Genomic DNA, 25,824 nt, shown 5'->3' on the forward strand with positions numbered 1-25,824 from the left:
TCAAAGGCTTCCCGCTTCTCCGCACCCCGGCGTCCGGAGCGCGAAAGAGCGGAATTCTAGTCGCCGACATCGGGACTTGCAAGCGATATTTTGACCGCTCGGCGCGCAACCTGCCGCGACCCAAAACACCTCGACTCACGCAGTCGCATGCGCGCGCATCGCCCGTTCGACCACGGCCAGATAATGGTCAATCCCCGGCGTCGCGCGATCCTTCTCTTTCGCGCGATCGTCCCATCGGCGCAAACGCATCGCGTCTTCGGCGTACAGTTTCTGAATAAACGCCTGCGCCTCTTCCCTGCTGAAGACCCCGCCCTGCAATTGCAAGCTGCGCACCGAGTCGGCGGACAGCTGGCCCAAATAGGTGGCGTCGATCGCGCACAGGCAGCGCTTCGCGTCGACGTGCAGACGAATCGGCTCCAGCACCGCATCCGACAACACCGGCCGCAAAAACGGCAAGGCGAAATACTGATGCAGATCGTCGACACCCCGTTCCGTCGGCGTCTCCCCTTGCAGGTTCAGCAGATGGCCGAGGTCGTGCAAGAACGCCGCGGCGACCAGTTCGTCGCTCGCGCCTTCCGCCTCGGCGAGCGCGCCGCTCTGCAACGCGTGCTCGAGCTGCGTCACCGGCTCGCCGCTATACGCGAGGCTGCCGTGTCGCTCGAAGAGCACACGGATATCGTCGAGACTCAATGCCACCTGTTACTCCCAAGGTAATGAAAACGTCTTCAGATTGGTAAAGCTCTTCATCGCTTCCTGAACGCCTTCCTTGTAGCCTAGCCCCGAATCCTTGATGCCGCCGAACGGCCTCAGCTCGATCCGATAGCCTGGCACTTCCCACACGTTGACGGTGCCCACGCGCAGCTCATTAATGAAACGCGTGATCGCGTCCTGCCGGTTCGTACACACGCCCGACGACAGCCCGAACGGTGTTCCGTTGCTGATGCGAATCGCATCGTCGAGCGTGTCGAACGCGATGACCGGCGATACCGGCCCGAAGGTTTCCTCGCGCACGAGCGTCATCGACGGATCGACGTTGTCGAGCACGGTCGGCGCATACAACGCGCCGCGGCGCTCGTTGCCGCGGCGCAGGCGCGCGCCCGCGGCCACCGCCTCATTAGCGCGACCTGGTTCATCGGATGATTGAACGGCGTGATCGCGACGTTCACGCCCGCGAGCGGCTCGCGCTGCGAGAACACGCGACGCCTTTTGCCATGCGGCGTCGGATCGCACGAGAAACTCTGACCGTCGTCGCGCAACGCCTCGAACGAGGCAAAGCGGAACACGTCGGCGACACGGCCGATCTCGTAGCGCGAGTCCTGCTTCGACAGACCCGACTCGAGCGAAATCAGATCCGACGCCGGTTCGATCCGCTCACGCAGCAGCACCGCCGCGCGCTCGAGAATCTGCGAACGCTCGTAGCGCGACAGCGTCGGCGCGATACGCGAGCGCGTAGTCGAACGCGGCGCGCACATCGTCGATGCTGGCGAAGGGCACCGTGCCGACGCGCATGCCTGTATAAGGATCGAACACGTCGAGCGTCCGGGCGCGCGTCGCGCGCTCGCCGCTCAGCCGCAGCGCTTCGGCGCGGAACTCAGGATGGTCCCGCGGCGCCGTGTTCACGATGTCGACACGCGATTGAGCGCGACGTCGAAGATATCGAAATTGCGCAGCCGTTTGCCTTCGCTGCCGGTGGCTGATGGCTGAACGCGCCGGTTGAACAGCAGTGGCACTTCCTGCTCGGAAATCCCGCCGTGCGAGCGCAACGGCACGGTGAGCCCGGACAGGTCGTGCTCGTCGCGCCGCGTGCCGAGCACCACATGCTTCGTGCCGATCACGACCAGATCGCCGATGCGATCCTCAGGCAGCCCGAAGCGCGCACACGCGGCGCGTCGATCGAGCACGACTTCGATTCCCGGCAGGCGGCCGATCCGCGCAATCACGGACGCGGCGTCGACCTCGCGCGGCAAATAGACCGTCGCGAACGAACCCAGCGCGCCATGATGCACGACGTACGGATCGGTGATCGGCAGAATCACGCGTGCCGTCGACGCGTCGAGCCAGTCGTCGAGCAAGTCCTGCAGATAGATCACGTTCGGCTCGCCGGTCTGCGGATCGTGCTTCGCGTTCATGCCGTGATCGGCGGTGAGGCCGATCACCCAGCCGAGCGCGTCGAGCTTCGCGAGATAGCCGTCCATCATCGCGTAGAACGCGTTCGCGCCTTCGGTGCCGGGCGCCCATTTGTGCTGGATATAGTCGGTCGTCGACAGATACATGAGGTCGAGCTTGCGTGTCTGCGCGAGCCGCACGCCGGCCGCGAACACGAATTCCGACAACCCCGCGCTATACACGTCGGGCAATGGCAGGCCAACCAGATCGAGCACGTCGTCGATGCCGTTTTCCTCGCGCGTCACCTCGTCGGCTTTCTCCGCCGAAAAGCAGATGCCCTTCAACTGCGAGCCGAGCAGCCCGCGCAGTTTGTCCTTCGCGGTGACGACGGCGACCGCGGCGCCCGCGTCGGCGGCGGCCGCGAGCAGCGTGGGCGCGCGTAGGTAGGCGGGATCGTTCATCATCACCGCCGCGCCCGCGCCGTCGTTCGCGTGGGTGTCCCAGAAGTAGTTGCCGCAGATGCCGTGCACGGACGGCAATACGCCGGTCACGATCGACAGGTTGTTCGGGTTCGTGAACGACGGGATCACGCAGTCGCCGCGAAACGCCGCGCCGCCCTCGAGCATCGAACCGATGAACGGCGCGACGCCGGCCGCGACCGCCGCTTCCAGGTACGCAAACTCGCAGCCGTCGACACAGACGACGACCGTCGGCTGCGAAGGCAGCCGGTAGCTCCGGCCGTTGACTTCGATCGTGCGTTGCTCGGGGTGTGTCATCGCGTGGTTTTCCATTGCCGGGGTTGTCATTGCAAAGGCTTCATCGCCGGGTTGTCTGTTCGTGGGGCGAAGCTGCCGCGGCGTTTGCCGGTACGCTTGCCTCGGCTTCATCGCCGCGCCGTCATCGCCCGCGCGAGCCAGCCGCACCCGCGCCTGCCGGGAGGCGCTGCTCGTGCGCCGCATCGCCCGCCGCCTCGCAGGCCGCATGCGCGCGCTGCAACCCGCCCTGCACATGCGCGCGCATCAACTGCGCGGCCTGCTCCGCATCGCGCGACGCGAGCGCTGTCAGAATCGCGCGATGCTCGGCGAGCGAGCGCGCCATCGCGTCGGCCTGCACGACTAGCGCCGCACGCCGAAACAGGCTCAGCTCGCTGACGAGCCTGCGATACGTGTCGTACAACTTCGTGTTGCCCGCCGCCGCGACCAGCGCACCGTGAAACGCGACGTTCGCGCGCGCATACGCATCGTGATCGTGCGACGCGAGCGCCGCGCGCATCGCGTCGACCCAGTCGCGCAGCACCGCGAGCTTGCCCGCATCGATGCTCGACGCGAGCATCCGGCACGCCCCCTCTTCGAGCACCGCGCGCACCGCGTAAATCTCGTCCGCCTCCGCGAGCGACACCGTCCGCACGAACACGCCGCGATTCTTCTCGGTGCGCACCAGACCCGCCTGCTCTAGCGCGCGAAACGCCTCTCGCACCGGCCCGCGCGACACCTGCAATCGCGCCGCCCAGTCGGCTTCGTTGAGCTTGTCGCCCGGCGCCAGCATGCCGCCGACGATATGCCGCTCGATCTCGTCGCGCACCAGCGTCGTCAGCGAATGGCGGCGCAGGACCTCGATCGGATCGACGGAAGCAGAGTGCATATATTCGGTCATTTGGACAACTTTTGCCACATCTACATCGATGCTGACCGGTTCGCGCGCGTGCTTCAGATCAACGAAATCGCTCGCCGATCACTCGGATCAGTCGGGTCAGTCGGCTCACTCGGGTCAGTCGATCCGGCGCCGCGGAGCGCGCGCCGCGATCAGCAGCAGAGCGACCAGCGAGACCAGCAGCAGAATCAGCGACAGCGCGGAAGCCGGCAGGTAATAGCCGCGTTCCACCTGCCCGACGACGACGATCGGCACCGTCGCGAAGCCTGGCGGATATACGGTCAGCGTCGCGCCGAGTTCGCCGAGCGACAGTGCAAAGCCGAGCGCGAGACTCGCGCGTATCGCCGGCACCAGTTGCGGCAACACGACGCGGCGCAGCACCATCGACGGCGGCGCTCCGAGGCTCGCGGCCGCTTCGCGCAACACGGTCAGCTCCGGGCGCAGCGCGGCGGCCGCGCAGCGGTAGCAGAACGGCAGTACCAGCGCGAGCTGCACGAACACCACGATCGCCGCCGAGCTCGACAGATCGAGCGGCCGTTTGTGATAGGCGATCAGCACCGCGAGGCCGAGCACGACGCTCGGCACGCCGTTGGGCATCATCGCGATCGTGTCGATGACGGCGCCGAGGCCGCGCCGGTCGCGTCCTTCGAGCGCGAGCGCGAGCCACAAACCGAGGGTCGTGCCGAGCACCGCGACGCCCATGCCGACTTCGAGGCTGGTGGTCAGCGCGTCGAAGTCGCTCGAACCGAGGCGCTCGAACCAGCGCATGCTGAAGCCGTCGGGCAGGATCGTGCCGGACCAGTGCGACGCGACGCTCGATAGCGCGACGACCAACACCGGCAGCACGAACAGCCAGAAGCACAGCAGCGCGGCAAAGCCGAGAAACAGACCGCCGAGCAGTCGCACCGCGAGGCTGTGCCGCACCGGCCGGCCCTTCTTGTGCATGACCGGCAGCACGGTCGGATCGAGTTCAACGGCCATGACCGGCTCCTTTCACCTTGCGACGATTGACGCGCCGGTACAACGCGTACAACGACAACGACATCAGCAGCATCACGACCGCGCCGGCGGCGGCGGTCGGCAGGTCGAGATCGACGGTGGCGGCGCTGTAGATCGCGACCGGCAGCGTGATCAGATGGGCGCTGCCGAGCACCAGCAGAATGCCGAACTCGTTGAGCGTCAGCAGAAAACACAGGATCGTGCCGGCCGCGATGCCCGGCCACGCGAGCGGCAGGATCACCTTGAACGCGACCATCAGGCCGTTCGCGCCGAGGCTGCGCGCGGCTTCGATCAGTCGCTGGTCGAGCAGCGCGAACGATGCCAACGTCGGACGCACGACGAACGGCGTATAGAACACGACTTCCGCGAGAATCACGCCGCCGATGCCGAACAGAAAATCGAGCGGCGGCGCCTGCAGATTGAACAGCCGCTGCAGCCCGATGCTGACCGAGCCTTGCGAGCCGTACAGAAAGATCAGCGTGAACGCGACCAGAAACGACGGGAACGCGACGAACAGTTCGAGAAAGCGCGTGACCATGCGCGCGCCCGGAAACGGCTTGAAGAACAGCAGCGACGCGAGCGCCACGCCGAGCAGCGACGCCAGGCTCGCGCTCGCGAACAGGATGCCGAGCGTGGTGCCGATCACGCCGCGCGTTTCGGGGTTACCGAAGAACGTTACGTACGCGTGGCCAGACAGGCCATGCGCGCCGGTCAGACTCAGCATCACGAGCCGCACCAGCGGATAGATGACGAGCGGTCCGAGCACCACGACTGCAATGAACAGCAGATGCCATTGCGCGAGGCGCTCGCGCCGCTTGACGGCGGCTGCGTGCGCCGCCGCGCTCGCGAGACGGCGCGCGGCGGCGGCTTCGGCCTCGGCTTGCGCGGCAAGGTCGAGCGGGTTGGACGTATCAGGGCTTGATAAGGACGACATCGCCAGCCTCGTAACGCAGGGAAACACGCGCGCCCTTCTCCGGCGTCATGCCGAGACCACGCTGCAGCGTGACGAGCACGGGGTCGTTCGGCAGCGCATCGAGCACGACCGATACCGACAAGGCCGCGCCGTACCACTCGACCGACGCGATCGCGCCGTGCAACTGCCCCTCTCCGAGCGGCACGATGCGCAGCGCCTCCGGACGCAGACACGCGACACGTTCGCGCTCGTTGTAGCGCGCGTCGTCCATGCCGAACGCGACCTGCGGCGGCAGCAGATTGGCCGCGCCGAGGTAGCGCGCGACGAAGCCGTCGGCCGGCGAGTCGTACAGCTGCTGCGGCGTGCCGAGCTGCGCGATATGGCCATCGCGCATCAGCAGCGTGCGGTCGGACAGCACGAGCGCGTCGTCCTGATCGTGGGTCACGCAGACGATCGTCAGATTCGGCAGGCGTTCATGCAGCGCCTTCAGTTCGGAGCGCACCGACGCGCGCAGATTGGCATCGAGCGCCGACAGCGGTTCGTCGAGCAGCAGCACGTCGGGCTCGATCACGAGCGCGCGGGCGAGCGCCACGCGCTGCTGCATGCCGCCCGACAGTTGCGCGGGCATCACGTGACCGGCATCGCCGAGCTGCACGAGCTTCAGCACCTCGGCGACGCGGCGCGCGACGTCGCGCGCCGGAATACGCCGCGCGCGCAACCCGAACGCGACGTTCTCGAATACCGTCAGATGCGGAAACAGCGCGTAGCTCTGGAACAGCAGTCCGAGGTTGCGCTTGTGCGGCGGCATGTGCGTCAGATCGCGGCCGGCCACCGTCAGCGTGCCGGCCAGACCGTCGGCCTCGATGAAGCCCGCGATGAAGCGCAGCAAGGTCGTCTTGCCGCAGCCGCTGCGGCCGAGCACGGTGAGCAACTCGCCGCGCCGGATGGTCAACGACAGATCGTCGAGCACCGTGCGCGCGCCGAAGCGCACCGTCAGGTGATCGATCTGCACGCCGCCCGGCGTGTCCGAACGCGCGGCGTCGAGCGCATCCAGCGGAGCGCCAGGCGCAGTGGGGTGAGCGAGACTGGCCGTATTCACCGGAGTCGTCCTCCAACAGGATCAATGCTGATGCGGCGCCGCGCATTACACGCGAAGCGCCGCCTGAATCGACTTACTTCGGCTTGACCACTTCGGTCTCTTTGCCCGACGAACCGATCACGTCGCTCTTCCAGCGCGCGGTCCAGTCGGCCTTCTTCGCCATCACGTGGTTCCAGTCGACCGGAATCAGCTTGACGCCGCTGATCGCCTGCTTGACCGCTTCGCCGTTCTTGCCGGCGAGCGGCACGTCGCTGCGACCCGGAATGCCGAAGATGTCCGGCACCTTCGACTGCACTTGCGTCGACATCAGATAGTCGATCAGCTTCTTGCCCTCGGCCTGGTTCGGACCGTTCTTGATCAGCGCGATCGCGTACGGCAGCTGGAACGTGGTCGGCTGACCGCCGGGCTTGGCGGCGAGGAACACCGGTTTCAGCGACAGGCCGCCGTTGGCCGCGTCGTCGAGATCCATCTGCAGATCGCCGTTGGCGACCGCGATCTCGTTACGCGACAGCAGCACGTCGAGATAGCCCGTGCCCTTGGTGTGGAACTTGGCGCTCTGCTCGAGCTTCTTCAGATAGTCGAACGCCTGGTCTTCGCCCATCAGCGACGAGGTCAGGATGATCACCGCCATGCCGTCGCCGGCGGTCGCCGGATTCGAATACGCGACCTTGCCGGTGAAGTCCGGGTGCAGCAGGTCCGCGAACGTCTTCGGCTCGGTTTTCGTGACTTCGGGGTTGATCGCGAACGAGAAGTAGTTGTTCACGAAGGTCGCCCACGCGCCGTTCGGCGCCTTCGCGATGGCCGGCACGTTCTTGTAGTTGGCGCTCTGGTACGCCTGCAGCAGACCGCTCTGGTCGGCCTGCTGAATGAACGGCGGCAGGGTGACGAGCACGTCGGCCTTCGGCTGATCCTTCTCGATGGTCGCGCGGTTCACGACTTCGCCGCTACCCGCCGTGACGATATTGACCTTCACGCCCTCCTTCTTTTCGAAGGCCGGCAGCACATCCTTGTACAGATTTTCGAGGCCGTCGGCCGTGTACAGCACGACGGCGTCGGCCGCATGAGCCTGCATCGCGGCACCGCCGAACGCGGCCGCGGCGACCAGCGCCGGCAGCAGTTTGCGCGCGAGGCCGGCCGCGGCGTGAAGGGAATTCGTCTTTTTCATGTCGCTCTCTCCGAAGCTAAAAACCAGACGGTCGGGATAACCCATACCTGTAGTGATTGAACGGCGGCACGCGCCGCTTGCGTGTTGCCCGCTGCGGTTGCCGCGCCGGTCTGTCGTGGATTGCAGATTGCCGACAACCTTGCCGCTTCTCGCCCAGCGTGACTGACAGCCCCCTACCACACCCGCGCTGCCTGCCGCGCCTGAGCGGGCACGGCAAGAATCACAGGTTTCGATGACAAGGCCATGACGATTGTGCAGAATTCCAAAAAAAGACACAAATTGCCAACTCGGGCCAACCGATGGAATTCGTCGCGCCACCCAAAAGCGGAGCCCCGCGCGCCGATCCCGCGTGGATCGTACATGGCGAAAATGACGATGTATGCACGGTGCGTCGGGAAAATGCGGAGGGGGCGGGTGGCTTTTTTTATTTAGATTTTGGCGGGCGCGGAATGTCGCTCAGCGCGAGCGGCGTACGAACGCGGCGGGAACCGCCCCGCCAGCCCGTCTCAGGCGATCAGAATCTCCGGACCATGCGCGGTGATCGCCGTGCCAAGCGCGCGCTCGGGCGCCAGTTCGGTGACCAGATACCGCGCCGACTCGATCCCATTGATGCGCACCGGCGTCACGCGTCCGAATTTCGAATGATCGGCGACGACGACCACCATGTCGGCCGCGGCGATCATGCGGCTGCGTACTTCGGCCGCCATGCGGCTGTAGTCGGTGAGATAGCCGTCCGGCGAAATTCCGCCCGCGCCAATGAATGCGAAATCGGCGTGGTACTGCGTGAGCTGCTGAACCGTGTCGAGGCCGAACGTAGCGTCTTCGATATCGGACAGCTCGCCGCCGAGCAGCGTCACGCGATTGTCGTTGCGTCGGCCGAGCAGCAGCGCGATGCGCCAGTCGTTGGTGTAGACCGTCAGCCGATGCCGGTCGAGCAGCGCGCGCGCGACCGACTGCGTGGTACTGCCCGAATCGATGATCAGCGACGCGCCGTCCGGCACGAACTCGGCCGCGCGCTCGCCGATCGCGCGCTTCGCGCCGGCGTTCTCGGCTTCGCGCGTATCGAGATCGGGCTCGCGCCGATCGCTCGACAACGCGCCGCCGTGTGTCGTCACGAGCAGGCCGCGGCCGGCCAGCGCGTTGAGGTCGCGACGGATCGTTTCGCGCGATACGTTCAGTTCGCGCACCAGTTCGGCGACCGACAGCGCGCCGTTCTTTGCGACTTGCGCGAGGATGTATTGATGACGTTGTTCTGCGAGCATCTGAGAAGGCCGGAAGCCGGCACGCTTGGGTTTCGCCGTGGTTGAGGAAGGCCGCCGTATTGTATTACGCGTATTGCGCGTTGTTGGTGCTGGCGTGCAGGTGGCGCTCAGGGTGGCGTGGGGGCGCGTTCATGGCGCGCTCGGCTTGCATCGAGCCGCCCTTGTGCGCGAACACGCCAGCCATCGCGCCGACCTGCTAACCTTGACGGCTGGACTGGCCGGCCATGCGGCGAACGCAACGCCGCCGCCCGGCCGAGTCCCGCGCACAACGCCTCGCCCGTCAACCGAACCGCCGATGCCGCCACTGTTTCGCCGTCTACTGCTGCTGTTCCATGCGCTGCGTTACGGCGCGCGCCTGATCTGGCTCGCCGCCCCGCCCGACCACAAGCTGCACTGGATGATCGAACTGATCGGCCGCGTGCATGCGTCGGAGCGCAGCGGCGCGCAGTTGCATGGTCTGCTGCCGGCGCTCGGTCCGCTCGCGAGCCGCTTCGCGCAGACGCTCGCCGGGCGCCCCGAGCTCGCGAGCGGCACGCTGCATGACGCGCTGGACGCCATCGATCACATGGAAGTGCCGCTGTCGCCGGACGACTCCGCGCTGGCTTTGACTCGCGCGTTCGGCCGGCCGCTCGGCGAGCTGTTCAGCGCGGTCGACCTCGTGCCGGTGCGCAGCGGCTTCGCCGAGCAGACCCATTTCGCGCGGCTCGCGATGCCGCTCAAAGGTCATCACGAAGTCGCCGTCAAGCTCGTGCGCGCGCAGCAGTTGCAGCAGATCGGCGATGAACTCGGCCTGTTGCGCTGGGTCGCGCGCTGGCTCGAAAAGCTGTCGCGCGTCGCGCGCCGGCTGCAGTTGCGCGCGCTCGCGCAAACCTTCACCGACGACATCCTGCGCCGCTTCGACCTGCGCGCCGAAGCCGCGAATCTGAGCCAGACCGGCCACCATTTCGACGGCGACAAGCGCATCGTCGTGCCGGACGTGATCTGGGAGCTGTGCACCGACCACACGCTGACGATGCAGCGCATCAACACGCTGCCCGCGAGCGACCTGCCCGGCCTGCACGCGCACGGCATCAAGCTGGCGCCGCTCGCCGCGCATATCGTCGAGGTCATCACCGAGCAGGCATTCGAGCATGGCTTCTTCCACGCGACGCTCGATGCGCGCCGCGTGCGCGTCAGCATCGAGCCGGACACGCTCGGGCGCCTCGTGCTCGCGGAGTTCTCGATCATGGCGACGCTGTCGAGCGACGAGCGCGAATTTTTCGTGCACGGCGCGACCGCGTTGTTCGACCAGGACTACGGGCGGCTCGCCGACATGCATCGCGAGGCCGGCCACGTGCCGGACGACACGCGCGCCGAGCTGCTCGAAGCCGAGTTGCGCACGCGCGCCGAAGCGCACTTCGCGGCGGCGCCCGAGGATCGCTCGGCGGGTTCGCTGTTTCACCATCTGCTGCACGACGTGCAACCGTTCGACGGCCACGTGCCGGGCGCGCTCGCGACCGCTCAGCGCTCGTTCCAGCAGGCGGAGATGCTCGCGCGGGCGCTGCATCCGGGCATCGATACATGGAACATCGCGCGCGGCGTGCTCGCCGATATCGCGCGACGCGATCTCGATCATCGGGGCTGGCTCAAGCGACTGTCACACGAGCTGCCGCATCTCGCGCATATGCTGCCGCGCGTGCCGCAACTGGCGGTGCGCTATCTGCAGCAGCACGATCGCACCGGCACCCCGCAGCAGAACGCTCAACTGCTCGCGGATCTCGCGCGCGAATACCGGCGCACGCGCTGGCTGCTGTGGGCATGCGTCGTCTGTGGCGGCGTGCTCGGAGCGGGGATGACGCTGCTCGCGTGGTGACGGTCCCGCGCGCGCCTTGCAGCTTTGAACAAGACGCGCGCCGCCCGTGCCGCCAACATGGCGGCTTTTTCACGCCTCCCGCCTCGATGCTCGCTTCCTTTCTTGCCGCCGTCTTCGTCGTGCTGTGGTCGACCGGTTTCGTGGTCGCCCGCGCGATCACGCCTTATGCCGATCCCAATCTGTTTCTGCTTGCCCGCTTCGGCGGCACCGCGCTGGTCTTCGCGCTGGCCACGCTGGTCGCGCGCGCAGCCTGGCCGACCGGACGCGACTTCGGCAAGCACCTGGCCGCGGGCGCGCTGCTGCAAGGCGTCTATCTCGGCGCCGGCTACTGGGCCGTCGCGCAAGGTCTGAGCGCCGGCGTGATGGCGCTGCTCGGCGCGCTGCAGCCGCTCGCGACGGCCGCCGTCGCCGCGCCGCTGTTCGGCGAGCGCTTGTCGCGGCGCGGCTGGAGCGGCATGGCGCTCGGCCTCGCCGGCGTCGTGCTGGTGCTCGCGCCGAAGCTCGCTGCCGCGACGCCGCCCACGCACGGCAACGCACCCGCGTGGCTGGTCGTGCTGATATCGATCGTCGCGGTGGGGGCGATCACGGCGGGCACGCTGTTTCAGAAGACCTCGCTCGCAAAGGCCGATATTCGCGGCGCGAGCGCCGTGCAGAACGTCGGCGCGGCGATCGTCGCGGGGGTGCTGGCGCTGGCGCTCGGTGAGCATCGCTGGATCGCGTCGCCGACGCTGTGGGCATCGCTCGCGTGGGGCATCGTGATGCTGTCCGGCATCAGCGTCACGTTGCTCGTCTGGATGGTCCGGCGCGGCGATGCGGCGCGCGCGACTGCTCTGCTGTTTCTTGCGCCGCCGCTTGCCGCGCTCGAAGGGTATCTGGGGTTCGGCGAAACGCTGCTGCCAGTGCAGATCGCCGGATTTGCGGTCGCGCTGGCCGGCGTGTTGTTGGCGAGGTCGTGAGGGGCGCCGCGCGCCAGTATTGCCACCAAGCGCCCGTCAGTCGGCCGTATCCGCGCGCGCGGGCATTTTCGCTCGCGCAACCGCGCCCGGTGCTGGCGACCACGCCGGCCGACTCTTGCGCTGCGAATCGACCACGACGATAAAACGCCCCGCCCACGGCATGATCTGCCGGTCGCTTTTCAGCACCCACAGCGATTGGCCGGAATCGACGAGCTGCGCATATGCTGCGTCGAGAATCCCGTAGTGATCGAGAAACGTGTTCAGCGATGCGGGAATCCGCACGCAGCCCTTCGAATGACGAATGCCGAGCAGCGGTTCGAGCCGCTCGGGGTCGGTCGCGTGCATCTGAAAGCGCATCTGCGACATGCCGCCCTTGCCCCAGCCGCGTTCGCCCTGCGCCCAGCCGAGGTCGAAGATGCGCATATCGCGCCGTCCGTAGCCGCGAATATGGTTTTCGTTCTGCGTGCCCTCGGAGCGGAAATCCATGTTGTCGGGCGTATGTTCGAACACGCCGAGCGGCGTGATGAAGTGGTCGTACTCGCCGGGCCGTCCCGTGGATACCGGCGATGCGCCGATCATCTGCCAGTTGTCGGCGGGCGCCGGGCGGAAGTAAATCAGGAGCGCCTGCACGTTCGCATTGCGATCGACGAGCACCACGTACTCGCCCGACAGATTGCCAAGCTCGTTCTCATTGAGCGCCGTCTCCAGACGGTTGGCGTACGCACGCTGCTCCGCGACGGGCAGTCTGAGCCGGCGCGTCACGTCCCGCGCGAATACGTCGCGCAGCAGGAACGCGCGGCGCGGATCGACGACGCCAGCCGCGTCGGGCGCGGCGATGGTGGCGGCGTCGATCGTGGGCAACGGCCGGCTCGCGCCATTCCGTGCGTTGGCCGGATTGGCCAGACTCACCGTATGCGCCGCTGATGTCGCGGATGCAGGTGACTGAGCGCTACCGGGCGCCGCCGCATGAACCGGCGCCGCCATCGCACCGGCACTCGAGACGACGGCTGCGCAAACCCACGCGCAAATCCTCAGGCGGTTCAATCCAGGCTGGCCAGGCCGATCTGGGTATCTCATCGCGTCTTGGAGCAAACATGATTATTATTGATCGCACGCCGGGTCCCTGCGGCGTTCGGCACGACCGATGTTACTCAGCGAAGCGAGGCGTGTCGATGAAAATACCTTCTAACCTGCGAACTCTTCAAAAATGATCGGCTATTTTTCGACAATCGACATGCCGGCGAAAACGCAATTAATACGCAATTAAATCGGTCATCGGAAAATCAAACCCCAAAAAACAAATACGATTTCGTTCGACGAAAGGTAGACCGAAGACGGCGGCACGTGCCGATACTCACGCCGTTTTTCAACCTGCTTGCAATCTGTTTCAAGCCACTTCAATCGCTTTTTCTCTCGCGAGGACAACAACGATCATGGCTCAATCCGATCCAGCCGCGCGCCAGGCCCGCATCGCGACCGAAATGCACGTCGCCGCCGAATTCGACGCAAGCCGCGAAATCGAGCGCCGGGTCGATTTTCTGGCGAACTATCTGCGCAACAGCCACCTGAGAACTTATGTGCTCGGCATTAGCGGCGGCGTCGATTCGACTACGGCCGGGCGTCTCGCGCAACTCGCGGTCGAGCGTTTGCGGGCGAACCATTACGACGCGAGTTTCGTCGCCGTCCGTCTGCCTTACGGCGAACAACGCGATAAAGCGGATGCGCTCGAGGCATTACGCTTCATTCGCGCCGACGAAAATCTGACTATCGATATCAAACCCGCAGCCGATGCGATGCTCGAGTCGCTCGATAAAAGCGGCGTGTCGTTCAAGGACGAATCCCAGCGGGATTTGGTGCACGGCAATATCAAGGCGCGCCAGCGGATGATCGCGCAATACGCGGTGGCCGGCGCGCGCTCGGGCGTCGTGATCGGAACGGATCACGCGGCCGAATCGGTGATGGGCTTTTTCACGAAGTTCGGCGACGGCGGCGCCGACGTGCTGCCGCTCGCCGGGCTCAGCAAGCGCCGCGTGCGTGCGGTCGCGAATACGCTCGGCGCGCCCGACGCGTTGGCGCACAAGGTGCCGACCGCCGACCTCGAGATGCTGCGGCCGCTTCGTCCCGACGAAGACGCGTATGGCATCCCATACGACGCGATCGACGATTTTCTCGAAGGCAAGCCGGTCAGCGATACCGTGCGTGACGTGGTCCTGCAGTTTTACAACGCGACGCGTCACAAGCGGGCGCTGCCGTATACGCCGTTCGATTGGCCGGCGTCGCCGGATGGGCAATGATGCGCCCGCGAACGGCGCTCTCAAACGAATAAAGGCGGTGGACATGCGCGCGTCGTCGCGCCTGTCCACCGCCTTCGAAAACAATAGAGCTTACTGCACCACCCGCGGCGCTTACTGCTCGGGCGGCGGTTCGTCGCTGAACAGATCGGCGCTCGCTTCGAGCGGCTGGCCACCCAGTTGCTTGCCGTGAATCTGCCGCGCGATCACGTCGCCGACATACGGCACGCTCGCGTCGAGTTCGACCGTCGCGTATGCGCCGGGCTTGCCGGCGTCCACCACCTCGACGTGTTTCGCGTAACGGCCGAGTTCGCGCTTCAGAAATTCCCGCACGTCCTGCTCGCTGCACGATTCGGCGATATTGCGCACGGTCAGGTTCATGCGGCCTACCCTCGCCGCGCCAGGCGGTCCGTCCGTCGGTCAGCGCTTGCGATACGCACCGCTCGCAGCGCGGCACGCTGCTTCGTCTGAGTCGCGCCGAGTGCGCGAAGTGCGACGACGCCGGTCGCGCCGGCCAACCCCATAGCGAGCCATGACAAGTAGAAGGCCATCGTTCAAATCTCCTGTGCGAATTGCATCGTGTTGTCAGGATAGCCCGCTTCGACAGCGAACACACTGTGACGCAGTGTCGTAGGCAATGGCGAAACGTCCCCGTCGATGCACTGTACCTGAATCGGTCGCGCCAATCCTGGGGAAACATCGGCTGCCTCGGCACCTTGCATGCCTGACCAGCCCCGGCCCGGCACGCAGACCTCTCGTCGAAGGCAGCGTGCGGGGGACGTGGGCAAAGGCGGACTGATCGCGCCGATCAGTCCGCCGCTTGCACGTTCGCCGCGCTCACCCACCACGCATTCTTACCCTGCGGCAGACGGACCAGCACCGCGGAAGGATCCTCGACGCCGTCATCGGCGATCTGGCATACCGGCAGGCCGTCGGGCAGACGCTTCACTTCGCCAGCGGCCTCGAACAGCGCGATTCGCTGCGCATCCAGCGGGCGCAGTTGCCGATACACGTCGAAGCTGAGCGCCGCGGGCACGTCGCCGCGAATCTCGAGCTCATTGGCGCGCGCGCAATGCGCGGGCGCGACGGCAACCGCGGCGGTGCTGCCGCTCAGGCAGCCGATCGTCAGCGCGACGGCGGCGAGACGGGAATGGGTCATTGTGTTTCTCCGAAAAAAGTGAGGGTAGCGAACCGTGGTTCCGCGAGGCATGCGCAAGCGTGCGGACGCGCGGCGCGCTCAACGCTGGCGGGCATGCGCGTCGCCGCGTCGGCTGTCTTCGCTGTCGACGCCATCGTCGTCGCGAGTCGCGAACTCGAGCCGGCTCACGTCGCAGGACGCCTGGCCAAAGCCCGCATACACCGCCGACCAGTTGCCGACGATCACCGCTTGCGCCTGCGCGAGACTCAGCTTGCCTTCGCAGACGCAACGCTTGAGCAGCGCCGCCGCGCGTGCCTTGCGGCGCTCGCCCTGCGGGCCGGACCACGGCAACAGATCGAGATTGGCCGGCGCATCGGGCGATCCGCCGAGCATGATCGGCACACGCCGGTCGAGCGCGAACGCGGCGACGTCATCCGCATCGATGCCGCGTGCGGCAAGCATGCGATCCTTGTGCGCCATCAGTTCGTCGAACGGCGGCGCGACGGTTTCCGCATAACCGGGGCGGCAAATCGTCTGGCCGATCGACTGCTGGGTCACGCGTTCGTCGAGCACGGCGCTCGGTTGCGCGGCGGCATCTCCGATGCGCAGCGCGAGCAGTGCGCCAACGGTGACGAGCAGCGCACGGTGCGTGATGCGCACGCGCGGACGAAGGACGCGCGTGCGTCCGAGCCGCGGCGCGTTGGCCGCGTCATTGCTGCTGGTCGTGTCGCGGGAAAGACCGCGCCGATGGGTGTCTGCGATGCCTGCGTTCATTCGTCGGCGCGCCGGCGGCGGCACGCGGTAGTTCAATTCGCAAGGCAATTAAAACACATTCACTATGGATGAGTACAAAAGCCGGACATGAGGGCGCGGCGTTTGCTGGCTCGCGGCAGCCGCCGCGAGCCAGCGCAGACCAACCCAGCGCGACGTCGCGATGAGTGGGGCGCCCCGCCGCCTCTACTTCGCCACCCGCGCCTGCAACGCGCGGATCCGCCCGAGCGCCTGCGCGTTCGACACCGTCTCTTCGTACATCTTTGCGAGGTCGGCTTTCAGCGCGGTGCGCGAACCGCCATCGAGATACACCATATGCCCCGATGGATAGAACCGTGCCGACAGGTTCTGCCGCACCTGCTGACTGACCAGCGGCATCTGCTGCAGATCGAGCACGGTCTGATAGAACGGCGTGACGAAATCGAAAAAGCCATTCGCCGACAGCACCTTGAGGTCGGGATTGAGCGCCATCACGGCGGCAAGGTCGCCGGCCGTGTACAGAATGATGTTGCCTGTCGAGTCGAGACCCTTCTGCGCGCCGGTTGGATCGATATGGCTGAAATCCCAGTACTTGAACGCCTGATCGTTGAGGTCGGTGAACGACGAGTTCGACGTGTACTTCAACTGCTCGTTCAGATAGACGTTCCACATCGTCGTGTAGACGCCGGTGACCGCGGTCATCGTCGGATCGTTGCCGCCGGAGTTCGGGTCGATCTTGCCCGCGATGCCGGTGTCGATCGCCGTTACGCGGCCGTCGTAGGCGCCGAGCGCGAGGCCTTGCGACTTCAGCAACGTGGTCAGGAACAGCGAATTGCCGCGGCTGTCGTAGCCCGCGATGTCGAGGCTCCACGCGAGCAGCGTCGTTTTGTCGATGCCGGTGTATTCGCTGAGCTTTTCGGTGGTCGCGGAATCTGTGGTCGGGAACTTGCGCAGCGCGGCCAGGTAGTCGGTGCGCGCGAACTGCGCGACCTCCTCGGCGAACGCGCCGAGATCGGTCGGCCGCGGCGCGACGCCGAGCTTCTTGTGATACCACGCGTCAGCGGCCGCTGTGGGCAGCGCGCCGACCGGATTGCCCGATTGCGTGTAATCGAGAATCGACGATTGCAGCGTAATGCCGTTCAGATCGACCCCATCCTCGTGCAGCCGGTACGCGAGCACGCAGCTACGCGCCGTGCCGTAGGACTCGCCGAATAGATACTTCGGCGAATTCCAGCGGTTGTTCTTCGTCAGGAAACGCTTGATGAACTGCTTGATCGAATCCGCGTCCTGATCGACGCCCCAGAAGTCGCGATTCTTCTTCGGCGCGATCGCCGCCGAATAGCCGGTGCCGACCGGATTGATGAACACCAGGTCGCTCTTGTCGAGCAGACTGTCCGGATTGTCTTCGAGTGAATAAGGCGCAGGCGGCGTGAACCCCGGCATCGACGTCTTGATGCGGCGCGGCGCGAACGAGCCGAGCAGCACGAATACCGACGACGACCCCGGCCCGCCGTTATAGAAAAACGTGACCGGCCGCGTTTCTTCCTTCTGATTGTCCTGCGTGAACGCGACGTAGAACATCCTCGCCGACGATTGCGAGCTGCTCGGATCGACGATCACCAGATGGCCCGCGGTCGCCGTGTAGTCGATCTTGTGGCCGCCGATCGTCACCGAATGATGCGTGATCGCGGCCGTCTCGACTGTATCGGTAACCGAATCGTCCGGGCCGTTGCCATAGGCGACCGGGTCGAAGAGCGGCTGGTCGCCGGCCTTGTGCGGCGCGCTCGTGGCGGTGGACGCGCCTGCCGAGGCGGTGGCATGCGTGTTGTGCGGCGAATGCTGGCTACCGGAAGCTGATTCTGTATTCGTCATGATCGCTCCAAGGGTTCGTTTTACTTGCCATGCGTCCTCGTTCTTACGTCTCGTTGTTGTGTTATGCGCTGTGTTGCAGACTATAGTGCGCCCGCCACCTTCCCGCCATTGGGGCTGCCCAGTCCCGTGCAGGCATCCCACCCCTTCGACGCCGCGAAGCTGCCGTTGTTGCCCTGCGTGATGTCGTTGCAGACGCCCGGCGCCTTGTACAGCTTAGCGTTGACGAAGCCGGCCGGCTGTCCCTTCGCCGCGTTGATGCGCGCGATCAGCGCCGCCCACAGCGGCGCGACCGCGCTGGTGCCCCCCACCACCGTTTGCATTCCGTCGACCAGCACGTCGTAGCCGGTCAACGGCGAGGCATCGCCCGCGACATCCGGCACGCCGCGCCCGCCGAGCGGCTGGCTGCCGCCGCCCGTCGCCGTGGCCGACAAACCCTGCTGCCACGCCGGCACCGGAAACGCGCTGCTCACGCCGCCGCCGCTGGCCCCGCCCTGCTCGCCGTCGTTCCACACGACCTCGCGCGTGATCGCCGAACCGGACGAGCTCAGGTGCGTGCCGCCGCAGGCGAGCACGTACGGGCTCGACGCCGGGAAGTCGACCGCGTCGTCGCCGCCCGAGCCGTCGCTCGACCCGCTGTCGCCCGAGGCCGCGCAGATGGTCACGCCGAGCGCCGCCGCCGATTGCAGTACGCTGTTGAGCGCCTGCATCGACTGGCTGGTCCACACTGATTCCGGCGCCCCCCAACTGATCGAGATCACCGACGGCTTGTTAGTTGTGTCGTGCACCGCGCGGCTCACCGCGTCGATGAAGCCGGCGTCGCTGTTCTGCGTGAAGTACACGGCGATGGCCGCGCCCGGCACGATTGCGCCGACGATCTCGATGTCGAGCGTGACCTCGCCGTCCGGCCCGTTCGGATCGCCGCTCGGCTTGTTGCCAGCCTGATCGACGCCGACCGGGGTCACGGTCGGCTCGCTTACACCGAGGCTCGAGAAATAGGTCTTGAGGTCCGACGTGTTGTAGCCGCCGCCGAGCTCGATGATGCCGACGCACTGACCGCCGCCGTCGCCTTGCGGAAACTGGTAGAGCGAGGCGAGCTGCGGCGGCGAGTACGACGTCTGCCCGGCGCGCGCCGGCACGAACGTCGGCCGGATGCGAAAGTGCGGACGCGCCTGCGGCCGGTTGTCGAGTCCGAGCACCGCCTCCACGACGCCATGCAGATCGTCCGGCACGCTGATCGTGCCGGTGCGGCCACGGAACTGGCCGGCCGCGTGATGCCGGTAGAGCTCGAGCTTGACCTCGAACGCGCTCTGGAATTGCGCGATCGTGCCGCTCAGCAGCACCGAGCGCGCCGCCGGATCCTCGCGCGCGACGGTGAGCCCATGCGCGGCCGCGAACGCGCGGACCTTCGCGATGTCATCGGGCGCGGCGCCGTAGTCCTGGGCGAGCGCCTCGCGCGACAGCGGCTTCACGCTCGCGTCGCCGGCTTCGATGCGTTTCATCAAGGCGTCGAACTGCGCCTGCTGCTGGCGGCGCAGCATCACGAAGACCTCGATCCGCTCGGCGGGATCGCATTGCCCGATGACCGTCGTGCCCTGCGCGACCTTTCGCTCGCTGCCCGGCAATGGATGCTTGGTGACCATGGTATCGACTCTCCTGTTAGCGTGGCTTCGCACGCGGTCATGGACGACCGCGCGGCCCGGCGGCGGCCAGGCACACCACGCGCCTGCATGAAGCGCATCGTGGCGATACGCGGCAGGGGTTGTTCAAGAACTTCGTCCACGCGTCCGACCAAAGCATTCGAACACAGTTCCGGCCAGCGCGACAGTCGTCCGCATGGCCAGGGTCTAATGCGCGGCGTGGATGCGACACGCTATGATGCTGAAGCGGCATTCCCGCCGTTTCATTGCCGCGCGCGCCGCCTGCGCGCACGATCGAGAAATCAGAGGAACCCATGTCAATTTCGATGTATCAAGCATCACTGCCTGTGCTGATTCGCGGCCTCACGAACCTGCAGGCCATCCTGGGCAAGGCCGGAGCGCACGCGGCCGCAAAGCAGATCGAACCGTCGGTGTTCACGAATGCCCGGCTCGCGCCGGACATGCTGCCGTTCATGCGCCAGGTGTATATCGCGAGCGATACCGCGAAGGGTTGCGCGGCGCGCCTCGCCGGCGTCGAGCCGCCGAAGTTCGACGACGTCGAGCAGACTTTCGATGAACTGCAGGCCCGTATCCAGAAAACGATCGATTACCTGAAGGAATTCAACGCGGCGCAGATCGACGGTTCGGAAAGCCGCACCATCACGCTGAAAATGCGGACGGGTCCGATCGAGTTCACCGGAGCGTCATATCTGTTCGGTTTCGTGCTGCCGAACTTCTATTTCCACGTGACGACCGCGTATGACATCCTGCGTCATAACGGTGTCGAGCTCGGTAAGCTCGACTATCTGGGCGGGATGCCGCAGTAAACGGAGCAGGCGGGTCGTCGATCGCGCGGCCGCCCTCACGTGTGCAGGCGCGGCTGGAATGCGATCACCGCCATGCCGGCCAGCGTCAGCGCGACGCCTGCCGCGTCTCACAGCGTGGGCCGCACCTCGTCCACGACCCACAGCCACGCAAGCCAGCGCCACGGCAGGTAACAGCCGGGAATCTCGGCGACAGCGGTCACGACATACAGCAGGAAGGTTTGCATCGATGAGCGTGAGAAGGTGGTTGTGTCGCCGCGCGTGCGCGCGGCCGGCTGCGCTATCGGCTTTATTAACACAATCACCTGGCACCGCGGCCTTTGCATCGGCTGTATGCGCACGCGCGACGAATGCAAAAGCCAGCTCCGAGTTTCAATCCAGCGAAAGCCGCAGCGCGAAGCCGATCAACGCAGCCGAGAAGGTCCACCGTTGTACGGTCTGCGCCAAAGGATGGACGCGCATCCAGTTGGCGATGCGCGCAGCGCCGATCGCATACAACGCGTCGAAGCATGCGCCGATCACGAGCAGCACGACACCAAGCTCGATCATCTGCCACGCTACCGGCCCCGCTTCCGGCCGCACGAATTGCGGCAACAGCACCGAGCAGAACAGTAGCGCCTTCGGGTTGAGCAGGTTCGTCAGCAGACCTTTGACGAACGCGGTCCGCAAGGGCCGCACCGCATTGCCCGCATCGCTCGAAGCAGTGGATTCCACTCGCGGCGCGCCGGCCGCTTGCCTGTCGCGCGACCCGGCCGGCAATGCGAACCCGGGCGAGCGGAAGATTTGAATCCCCACCCACGCGAGATAGACGGCGCCGGCATAGCGCACCGCGTCGTACAGCCACGGCGCGTTGCGCAGCAGCGCCGCCATGCCGCACGCCGACAGCGTCACGTGCGTCGCGCGCGATACGCCGAGCCCCGCCGCGGCCGCGAAGCCGCTGCGCACGCCGCGCGCGATGCTGGTTTGCAGGATCAGCGCCATGTCCGGCCCAGGCATCGCATAAACGACAATCAATGCCGCCACGTAGACGGCCAGCAGGTGAGCGGAATTCATCGGAGCCTCCTTGTTGTTCGAGGCTCCATGTTGCTATCGGATGCGGAGCGTTTGCTGGCGACTTTCAGTCCTCTGCACTCAAAAAATAGCGGAATGCGCTAATATTTCAACATCTGGCGACGCCTTCCACCACCCTGCAGCCCCCCTCCCAACCATGTCCACGGACGATCTCGACAAAACCGATCGCGCGATTCTCGCCGCGCTGCAAAACGACGGCCGCATGTCGAATGCGCGTCTCGCCGAGATGGTCGGCCTCAGCGAGACGCCTTGCGCGCGGCGTCTGAAACGTCTGGAGAACGATGGTTACATCGACTGCTACCGCGCGGTGCTGTCGCGCGCCGGGCTCGGTCTGGGCGTGATCGCGTTCGTGCTCGTGCGCTTCGCGGTGCACGACCGCGTGGTGGCCACGCGCTTCGAGCGCGAGGTGCAGGCGATCCCGCGGATCCTGTCGTGCCACAACGTGTCGGGCAGCGCGGACTACATCCTGCAGATCGTCGCGCGCGACCTCGACGACTACGGCACGTTCATGCGCGACGAACTGCGCGGCCTGCCGGGCGTGACGTCGGTGGAATCGGCGTTATCGTTGCGCGAAGTGAAAGCGTTTGGCGGTCTGCCGCTGTCGTGAGCCCGAACGTGGCATAGTCCCCCCCGTTAGTCCCCTTTTGAAGCGGCACGAGCCGTTCCGACGCAACCCGACGACCCCGGAGTTCTCATGGATCACGACAAGGCGCGAGCCGAAGAAACCGCCGCAATGGAACGCGTGTTGACCGCCACCAAGCGGGTGCAGACCGCGTTCGCGTCGCTGCAATCGCAATTCCCGCCGGCAGGCAGCGGCAAACCCTCGCAATTTGCGTTGCAGACTTTCGACGCCGCGCTGCAGGAACTCGAAGACGCACAAGCCGCGTTCGACGAACTGCTCGGCGATCTGCTCGACGGCAATCGTTGAGCGCTAGCGAGCGTCTGGCCGGCGCCCCGCTCGCCAGCCGGCTCGCACGCTTCGCGCCGCCGCATACGCGTTAACGCGCGTCCGTCTCCACCACCGGCTCGCAGAGAATCGGAAAATTGACGGAGTTCGCGACGTAGCACTTCTGATGCGCGACGTGATGCAGATGCGTGGCCAGTTCGACATCGCCGCTCGCGCGGATCGTCACGCGCGGGTGCAGCACGATCTGCGAAAAGCGGCCTTCCTGCGCGGTATCGAGCATCGTGCCTTCGGCGTCGTCGCGATAGTCGAGCACGACGATGCCCGCCTCCGAGCACAGATGCAGATACCACAGCTTGTGACACCCGCTCGCCGACGCGACCAGCAGGTCCTCGGGATTCCAGCGCGTCGCGTCGCCGAGAAACGCCGGATCCGACGAGCCCGGAATGTCGGGCTTGCCGCCGGAAGAAATCACGTGATCGCGGTCGTAGTCGCGGTAGCCGGAGGTGCCGCTGCCGCGGTTGCCGGTCCATTTCACCGATACGTGGTACTTGTGCTCGCCGTGCGCCATTCGCTTCCCCTTTGGTCGGATCGGACCTGCATTCTATCCGCGCCACACTAGCGCGGCGGCGCCGCGCGGCCGGTCACGTTCGGCGCGCGTGGGTCGGGATTCATATAGAGCGCCGTGCCGTTCGCGCGCATGTTGTTGAGCGCGGCGCCCGAGCCGGTCGCGCCACCCGAGCCGAGCCCATACGAGCTGCCCGCCGACATGCCGGGCCCCGGAATGGCACTCGGACTGACGCCGGTACCGATGCCCATCGCGCCGCCGACAGCCGCATTGCCGCTGCCCCCGCTGCCCCCGCTGGTGCCCGCGTTCGTGCCCGCATGAGTGCCGTTTTGGCTGCCGCCAGGATTGCCCGGTTGCTGGGCCTCTACCGTTGCAGCGGCCCCCACCGTCAACAGCGCCGCAAGCAACGCCGACCACACGATCCCACCTGTTGCTGTCTTCATAGCTACCCTCCAACCGCATCGATCCGCCGAGCACGATATCTATTCTGAGCCGATCGCGCGACCGATGCAGCGGCGCCGCTCCCGCCCGCGCCCACGGCGTGTCCGTGCGCGTTATGATCGATCGTTACGCCCGAACGGCCGATCGCGCACGATGGAGCACGCCTACATCCACCTTTTGCATCTGCTCGCCGGCCACTCGACGTGGATGCTCGCGGTCGTTTTCCTCGCCGCTTTTTTCGAAGCGATCGCGGTCATCGGCACCTTCGTCCCCGGCAGCACCGCGATGTTCCTCGCCGGCGCGCTGACGGGCACCGGCTCGCTGAGCCTTGCCTGGGTCCTCGTGTGGGCGATCGTCGGCGCGGTCGCCGGCGACGGCGCCAGCTTCTGGCTCGGCGATCGCTACAGGGAGCGCATCGTCACGCTGTGGCCGTTCCGCGCACACCCCGGCGTACTCGACGCGGGCCAGCGCTTCTTTCTGAAGCATGGCGCGAAGAGCGTCGTGCTCGCCCGCTTCATCGGCCCACTGCGGGCGATCGTGCCGGTCGTCGCGGGCATGATGGGCATGCGGCCGCTGCGCTTCCTCTCAATCAACGTGCTCTCCGCGCTGCTGTGGGCGCCCGCGCACATCCTGCCCGGCGTCGTGTTCGGCGCGTCGGTGCTGCTCGCGGGGGCGGTGTCGTTCCGGCTCGTCGTGATCATCGCGATGCTGGCGTGCATCGTGTGGCTCAGCTTTCGCGGCGCGGGGTTTCTGGTGTCGCACGCGAATGCGTGGTCGAGCGCGGCAGGCCGTCATCTCGGCAGCTGGGCATGCCGCCATCCGGGTCCGCTCGGCCGTATCGCGCGCCGCATGCTCGACCCCGACACGCCCGATGCGACCCACCTGCTCGCGGCGTCGCTGATCGTGCTGGTGGCCGGCGCGCTTTTCTTCGGGGTCCTTGACGACGTTGTCAGCGGCGATCCGCTGACGACCATCGACCTGTCCGTTTATCACTTTCTGCAATCGATACGCACGCCGTGGGGCGACACGGTGCTCGCGGCGCTCGCGACGCTCGGCAGCGGCATCACACTGTTCGCGCTGGTCGTCACGGTTGCCCTGTGGATGGTGTGGGAGCGGCGCTGGCGCACGATCGTCTACTGGCTCGCGGCGGTCGTGTTTTCGCAGTTGCTGATTCTCGGCCTGCAACTCGCGATGCGCCGCGCCCCGCCTAACGAACTCATGAGTGGCCACTTCGTGTTTCCGAGCAATCACGTCGCCGCGACGGTGATCATCTACGGCTTTCTCGCGTTTCTGCTCGCGCGCCGGATCGGCAAGCTCGGAGGCGTGCTGGTTGCCGCCGCCAGCATCATCGTCGTGATCGTGGTCGCGCTCGCGGGCGTCTACTTCGGCCGCTACTGGGTGTCCGACGCGATCGGCGGCGCGGCGCTCGCGTGTGTGTGGGTCGCGCTGATTGCGCTGACGGCGATCTGGCGGCATCCGCGGCCGCCGCCGCCGCGCCGTTTCATGCCGCTTGTGGTGCTCGCGGTCGTAGCGCTCAGTGTCGGCCTGCAGCTCGGCGTCGCAATGCCGACGCCGCCGGACGGCGCGCCGCAACCACCCCCCGTGCAGTTCACGCAGACGCAGTGGAAGCTCTCCGGGTGGAAGCGGCTGCCGTGCTTTCGCTCCGACATGGGCGGCGATCGCAAGGAGCCGCTGACGCTGCAATGGGTCTCCGAGCCCGCTTCGATACGCGAGCAGTTGCGCGCGCAGGGCTGGGTCGAGGGCACCGACGTGTCCGCGCACAGCCTGCTGTCGCTCGCTTCGCCCGACGTCGCGGCGGTGTCGCTGCCGGTGCTGCCGAAGCTGAACAATGGCGTGCCGTCGTCGCTGGTCTTCACGCGACCGGGCAATTCGCGCGAGGAACGCTACGTGCTTCGCTTCTGGCCGAGCGGCTACGCGGTCGACAACGGCACCTCCGCGGCGCCGCTTTGGGTCGGCGCGTTCGCGCACGAGCGGCTGACGCGGCCCTCCTGGCCGCTGAACATTCTGCGCATCGATCACGGCGCGAGCCCGTTCGACTCGCCCACCAGGTCGGGCGCCGAGCTCGGCGCGACGGTTCTCGCGGAGGTCGATTGTCACGGCGTGCCGGTGTCGCTGCTGGTCTCGCCGAGGCAATGAGCTGCACCTCCAGGCACATCCAGGCAACTTCAGGTATCTCAGGCATCCCCAACTCGACGATTCGATAAAGGAGACAACCGTGGGCCGCTTCGGAAGTCCACATCGACGTACCCGGCGCCGTCTATCAGCAATTGGCGCCACGGGCGAAACGCCTGCTGCGCCATATGCC

Annotated in this window: 24 protein-coding genes and 2 pseudogenes; 7 read left to right on the top strand and 19 right to left on the bottom strand. The window is 66.3% G+C overall.

The window, feature by feature from the left end; translation table 11 throughout:
• Positions 1-135: 135 nt before the first annotated feature.
• The 9 genes and pseudogenes from HDG32_RS24435 to HDG32_RS24475 form a co-directional block, all read right to left on the bottom strand.
• A complete protein-coding gene (locus tag HDG32_RS24435) occupies positions 136-696 on the bottom strand; it encodes a phosphonate degradation HD-domain oxygenase (protein ID WP_184071347.1) in 561 nt (186 codons plus the stop codon).
• Between the two features lie 3 nt (positions 697-699).
• Positions 700-1,620, bottom strand: a pseudogene (locus tag HDG32_RS24440) (aldehyde dehydrogenase family protein).
• Entirely contained in the window at positions 1,617-2,897 is a 1,281-nt protein-coding gene (gene phnA / locus HDG32_RS24445) for a phosphonoacetate hydrolase (protein WP_184071567.1), read from the bottom strand. Before phnA ends, HDG32_RS24440 begins: the two are co-directional and overlap by 4 nt.
• Positions 2,898-3,003: 106 nt before the next feature.
• Positions 3,004-3,759, bottom strand: coding sequence for a phosphonate utilization associated transcriptional regulator (locus HDG32_RS24450; protein WP_184071349.1), 756 nt, complete (start codon positions 3,757-3,759; stop codon positions 3,004-3,006).
• Positions 3,760-3,873: 114 nt separating this feature from the next.
• Complete coding sequence (gene phnV, locus HDG32_RS24455; RefSeq protein WP_184071351.1) at positions 3,874-4,737, bottom strand: 2-aminoethylphosphonate ABC transport system, membrane component PhnV; 864 nt, start codon at positions 4,735-4,737, stop codon at positions 3,874-3,876.
• Positions 4,727-5,689, bottom strand: coding sequence for a 2-aminoethylphosphonate ABC transporter permease subunit (locus tag HDG32_RS24460; protein ID WP_184071353.1), 963 nt, complete (start codon positions 5,687-5,689; stop codon positions 4,727-4,729). Before HDG32_RS24460 ends, phnV begins: the two co-directional genes overlap by 11 nt.
• Positions 5,667-6,767 carry a 2-aminoethylphosphonate ABC transport system ATP-binding subunit PhnT gene (gene phnT, locus HDG32_RS24465; RefSeq protein WP_184071355.1) on the bottom strand — a complete coding sequence of 367 codons (1,101 nt, stop codon included), beginning with the start codon at positions 6,765-6,767 and terminating at the stop codon, positions 5,667-5,669. The genes HDG32_RS24460 and phnT overlap by 23 nt, the downstream gene beginning before the upstream one ends.
• Positions 6,768-6,840: 73 nt before the next feature.
• Positions 6,841-7,932, bottom strand: coding sequence for a 2-aminoethylphosphonate ABC transporter substrate-binding protein (gene phnS, locus HDG32_RS24470; protein ID WP_184071357.1), 1,092 nt, complete (start codon positions 7,930-7,932; stop codon positions 6,841-6,843).
• A 506-nt stretch (positions 7,933-8,438) separates the two neighbouring features.
• Entirely contained in the window at positions 8,439-9,194 is a 756-nt protein-coding gene (locus HDG32_RS24475; protein ID WP_184068108.1) for a DeoR/GlpR family DNA-binding transcription regulator, read from the bottom strand.
• A 295-nt stretch (positions 9,195-9,489) separates the two neighbouring features.
• On the opposite strand from HDG32_RS24475, the gene HDG32_RS24480 reads away from it, so the two are divergent.
• Both HDG32_RS24480 and HDG32_RS24485 read left to right on the top strand, forming a co-directional pair.
• Positions 9,490-11,046: an AarF/ABC1/UbiB kinase family protein gene (locus HDG32_RS24480; protein ID WP_184071359.1), complete on the top strand. Its 1,557-nt coding sequence runs from the start codon at positions 9,490-9,492 to the stop codon at positions 11,044-11,046.
• 86 nt (positions 11,047-11,132) lie between these two features.
• Positions 11,133-12,002: a DMT family transporter gene (locus tag HDG32_RS24485; RefSeq protein WP_184071361.1), complete on the top strand. Its 870-nt coding sequence runs from the start codon at positions 11,133-11,135 to the stop codon at positions 12,000-12,002.
• A 36-nt stretch (positions 12,003-12,038) separates the two neighbouring features.
• On the opposite strand, the gene HDG32_RS24490 is transcribed toward HDG32_RS24485, so the two are convergent.
• Positions 12,039-12,986 carry a L,D-transpeptidase gene (locus HDG32_RS24490; protein ID WP_184071363.1) on the bottom strand — a complete coding sequence of 316 codons (948 nt, stop codon included), beginning with the start codon at positions 12,984-12,986 and terminating at the stop codon, positions 12,039-12,041.
• 449 nt (positions 12,987-13,435) lie between these two features.
• Between HDG32_RS24490 and nadE the strand changes: the two genes are divergently transcribed.
• A complete protein-coding gene (gene nadE, locus HDG32_RS24495) occupies positions 13,436-14,296 on the top strand; it encodes an ammonia-dependent NAD(+) synthetase (protein WP_184071365.1) in 861 nt (286 codons plus the stop codon).
• Positions 14,297-14,407: 111 nt separating this feature from the next.
• Here the strand turns inward: nadE and HDG32_RS24500 are convergent, their stop codons facing one another.
• From HDG32_RS24500 to HDG32_RS24520, 5 genes are all read right to left on the bottom strand, one after another.
• Positions 14,408-14,674: an RNA-binding protein gene (locus HDG32_RS24500; protein WP_184036671.1), complete on the bottom strand. Its 267-nt coding sequence runs from the start codon at positions 14,672-14,674 to the stop codon at positions 14,408-14,410.
• A gap of 427 nt (positions 14,675-15,101) precedes the next feature.
• Positions 15,102-15,452 carry a hypothetical protein gene (locus tag HDG32_RS24505; protein WP_184071367.1) on the bottom strand — a complete coding sequence of 117 codons (351 nt, stop codon included), beginning with the start codon at positions 15,450-15,452 and terminating at the stop codon, positions 15,102-15,104.
• 78 nt (positions 15,453-15,530) lie between these two features.
• Complete coding sequence (locus HDG32_RS24510) at positions 15,531-16,205, bottom strand: hypothetical protein (RefSeq protein ID WP_184068094.1); 675 nt, start codon at positions 16,203-16,205, stop codon at positions 15,531-15,533.
• A gap of 183 nt (positions 16,206-16,388) precedes the next feature.
• Positions 16,389-18,053 carry a S10 family peptidase gene (locus HDG32_RS24515; protein WP_184071369.1) on the bottom strand — a complete coding sequence of 555 codons (1,665 nt, stop codon included), beginning with the start codon at positions 18,051-18,053 and terminating at the stop codon, positions 16,389-16,391.
• An 80-nt stretch (positions 18,054-18,133) separates the two neighbouring features.
• Positions 18,134-19,693 carry a protease pro-enzyme activation domain-containing protein gene (locus HDG32_RS24520; RefSeq protein WP_184071371.1) on the bottom strand — a complete coding sequence of 520 codons (1,560 nt, stop codon included), beginning with the start codon at positions 19,691-19,693 and terminating at the stop codon, positions 18,134-18,136.
• Positions 19,694-20,004: 311 nt separating this feature from the next.
• Between HDG32_RS24520 and HDG32_RS24525 the strand changes: the two genes are divergently transcribed.
• Complete coding sequence (locus HDG32_RS24525) at positions 20,005-20,517, top strand: DUF1993 family protein (protein ID WP_184071373.1); 513 nt, start codon at positions 20,005-20,007, stop codon at positions 20,515-20,517.
• Positions 20,518-20,552: 35 nt separating this feature from the next.
• Here the strand turns inward: HDG32_RS24525 and HDG32_RS24530 are convergent.
• Positions 20,553-20,741, bottom strand: a pseudogene (locus HDG32_RS24530) (hypothetical protein).
• A 145-nt stretch (positions 20,742-20,886) separates the two neighbouring features.
• Positions 20,887-21,567 carry a LysE family translocator gene (locus HDG32_RS24535; protein ID WP_184071375.1) on the bottom strand — a complete coding sequence of 227 codons (681 nt, stop codon included), beginning with the start codon at positions 21,565-21,567 and terminating at the stop codon, positions 20,887-20,889.
• A gap of 154 nt (positions 21,568-21,721) precedes the next feature.
• Between HDG32_RS24535 and HDG32_RS24540 the strand changes: the two genes are divergently transcribed.
• Both HDG32_RS24540 and HDG32_RS24545 read left to right on the top strand, forming a co-directional pair.
• Complete coding sequence (locus tag HDG32_RS24540; protein ID WP_184071377.1) at positions 21,722-22,192, top strand: Lrp/AsnC family transcriptional regulator; 471 nt, start codon at positions 21,722-21,724, stop codon at positions 22,190-22,192.
• 87 nt (positions 22,193-22,279) lie between these two features.
• Complete coding sequence (locus tag HDG32_RS24545; protein WP_013091435.1) at positions 22,280-22,513, top strand: hypothetical protein; 234 nt, start codon at positions 22,280-22,282, stop codon at positions 22,511-22,513.
• Between the two features lie 70 nt (positions 22,514-22,583).
• On the opposite strand, the gene HDG32_RS24550 is transcribed toward HDG32_RS24545, so the two are convergent.
• Both HDG32_RS24550 and HDG32_RS24555 read right to left on the bottom strand, forming a co-directional pair.
• Positions 22,584-23,060: an OsmC family protein gene (locus HDG32_RS24550; protein ID WP_184071380.1), complete on the bottom strand. Its 477-nt coding sequence runs from the start codon at positions 23,058-23,060 to the stop codon at positions 22,584-22,586.
• A 47-nt stretch (positions 23,061-23,107) separates the two neighbouring features.
• Positions 23,108-23,500 (bottom strand): hypothetical protein, encoded by a 393-nt coding sequence (locus HDG32_RS24555; RefSeq protein WP_184071382.1) that lies wholly within the window; start codon positions 23,498-23,500, stop codon positions 23,108-23,110.
• Positions 23,501-23,651: 151 nt separating this feature from the next.
• On the opposite strand from HDG32_RS24555, the gene HDG32_RS24560 reads away from it, so the two are divergent.
• Entirely contained in the window at positions 23,652-25,655 is a 2,004-nt protein-coding gene (locus tag HDG32_RS24560) for a bifunctional DedA family/phosphatase PAP2 family protein (protein WP_184071384.1), read from the top strand.
• Positions 25,656-25,824 lie beyond the last annotated feature (169 nt).

Source organism: Paraburkholderia sp. CI2 (assembly GCF_014201055.1).
Classification (GTDB): domain Bacteria; phylum Pseudomonadota; class Gammaproteobacteria; order Burkholderiales; family Burkholderiaceae; genus Paraburkholderia; species Paraburkholderia tuberum.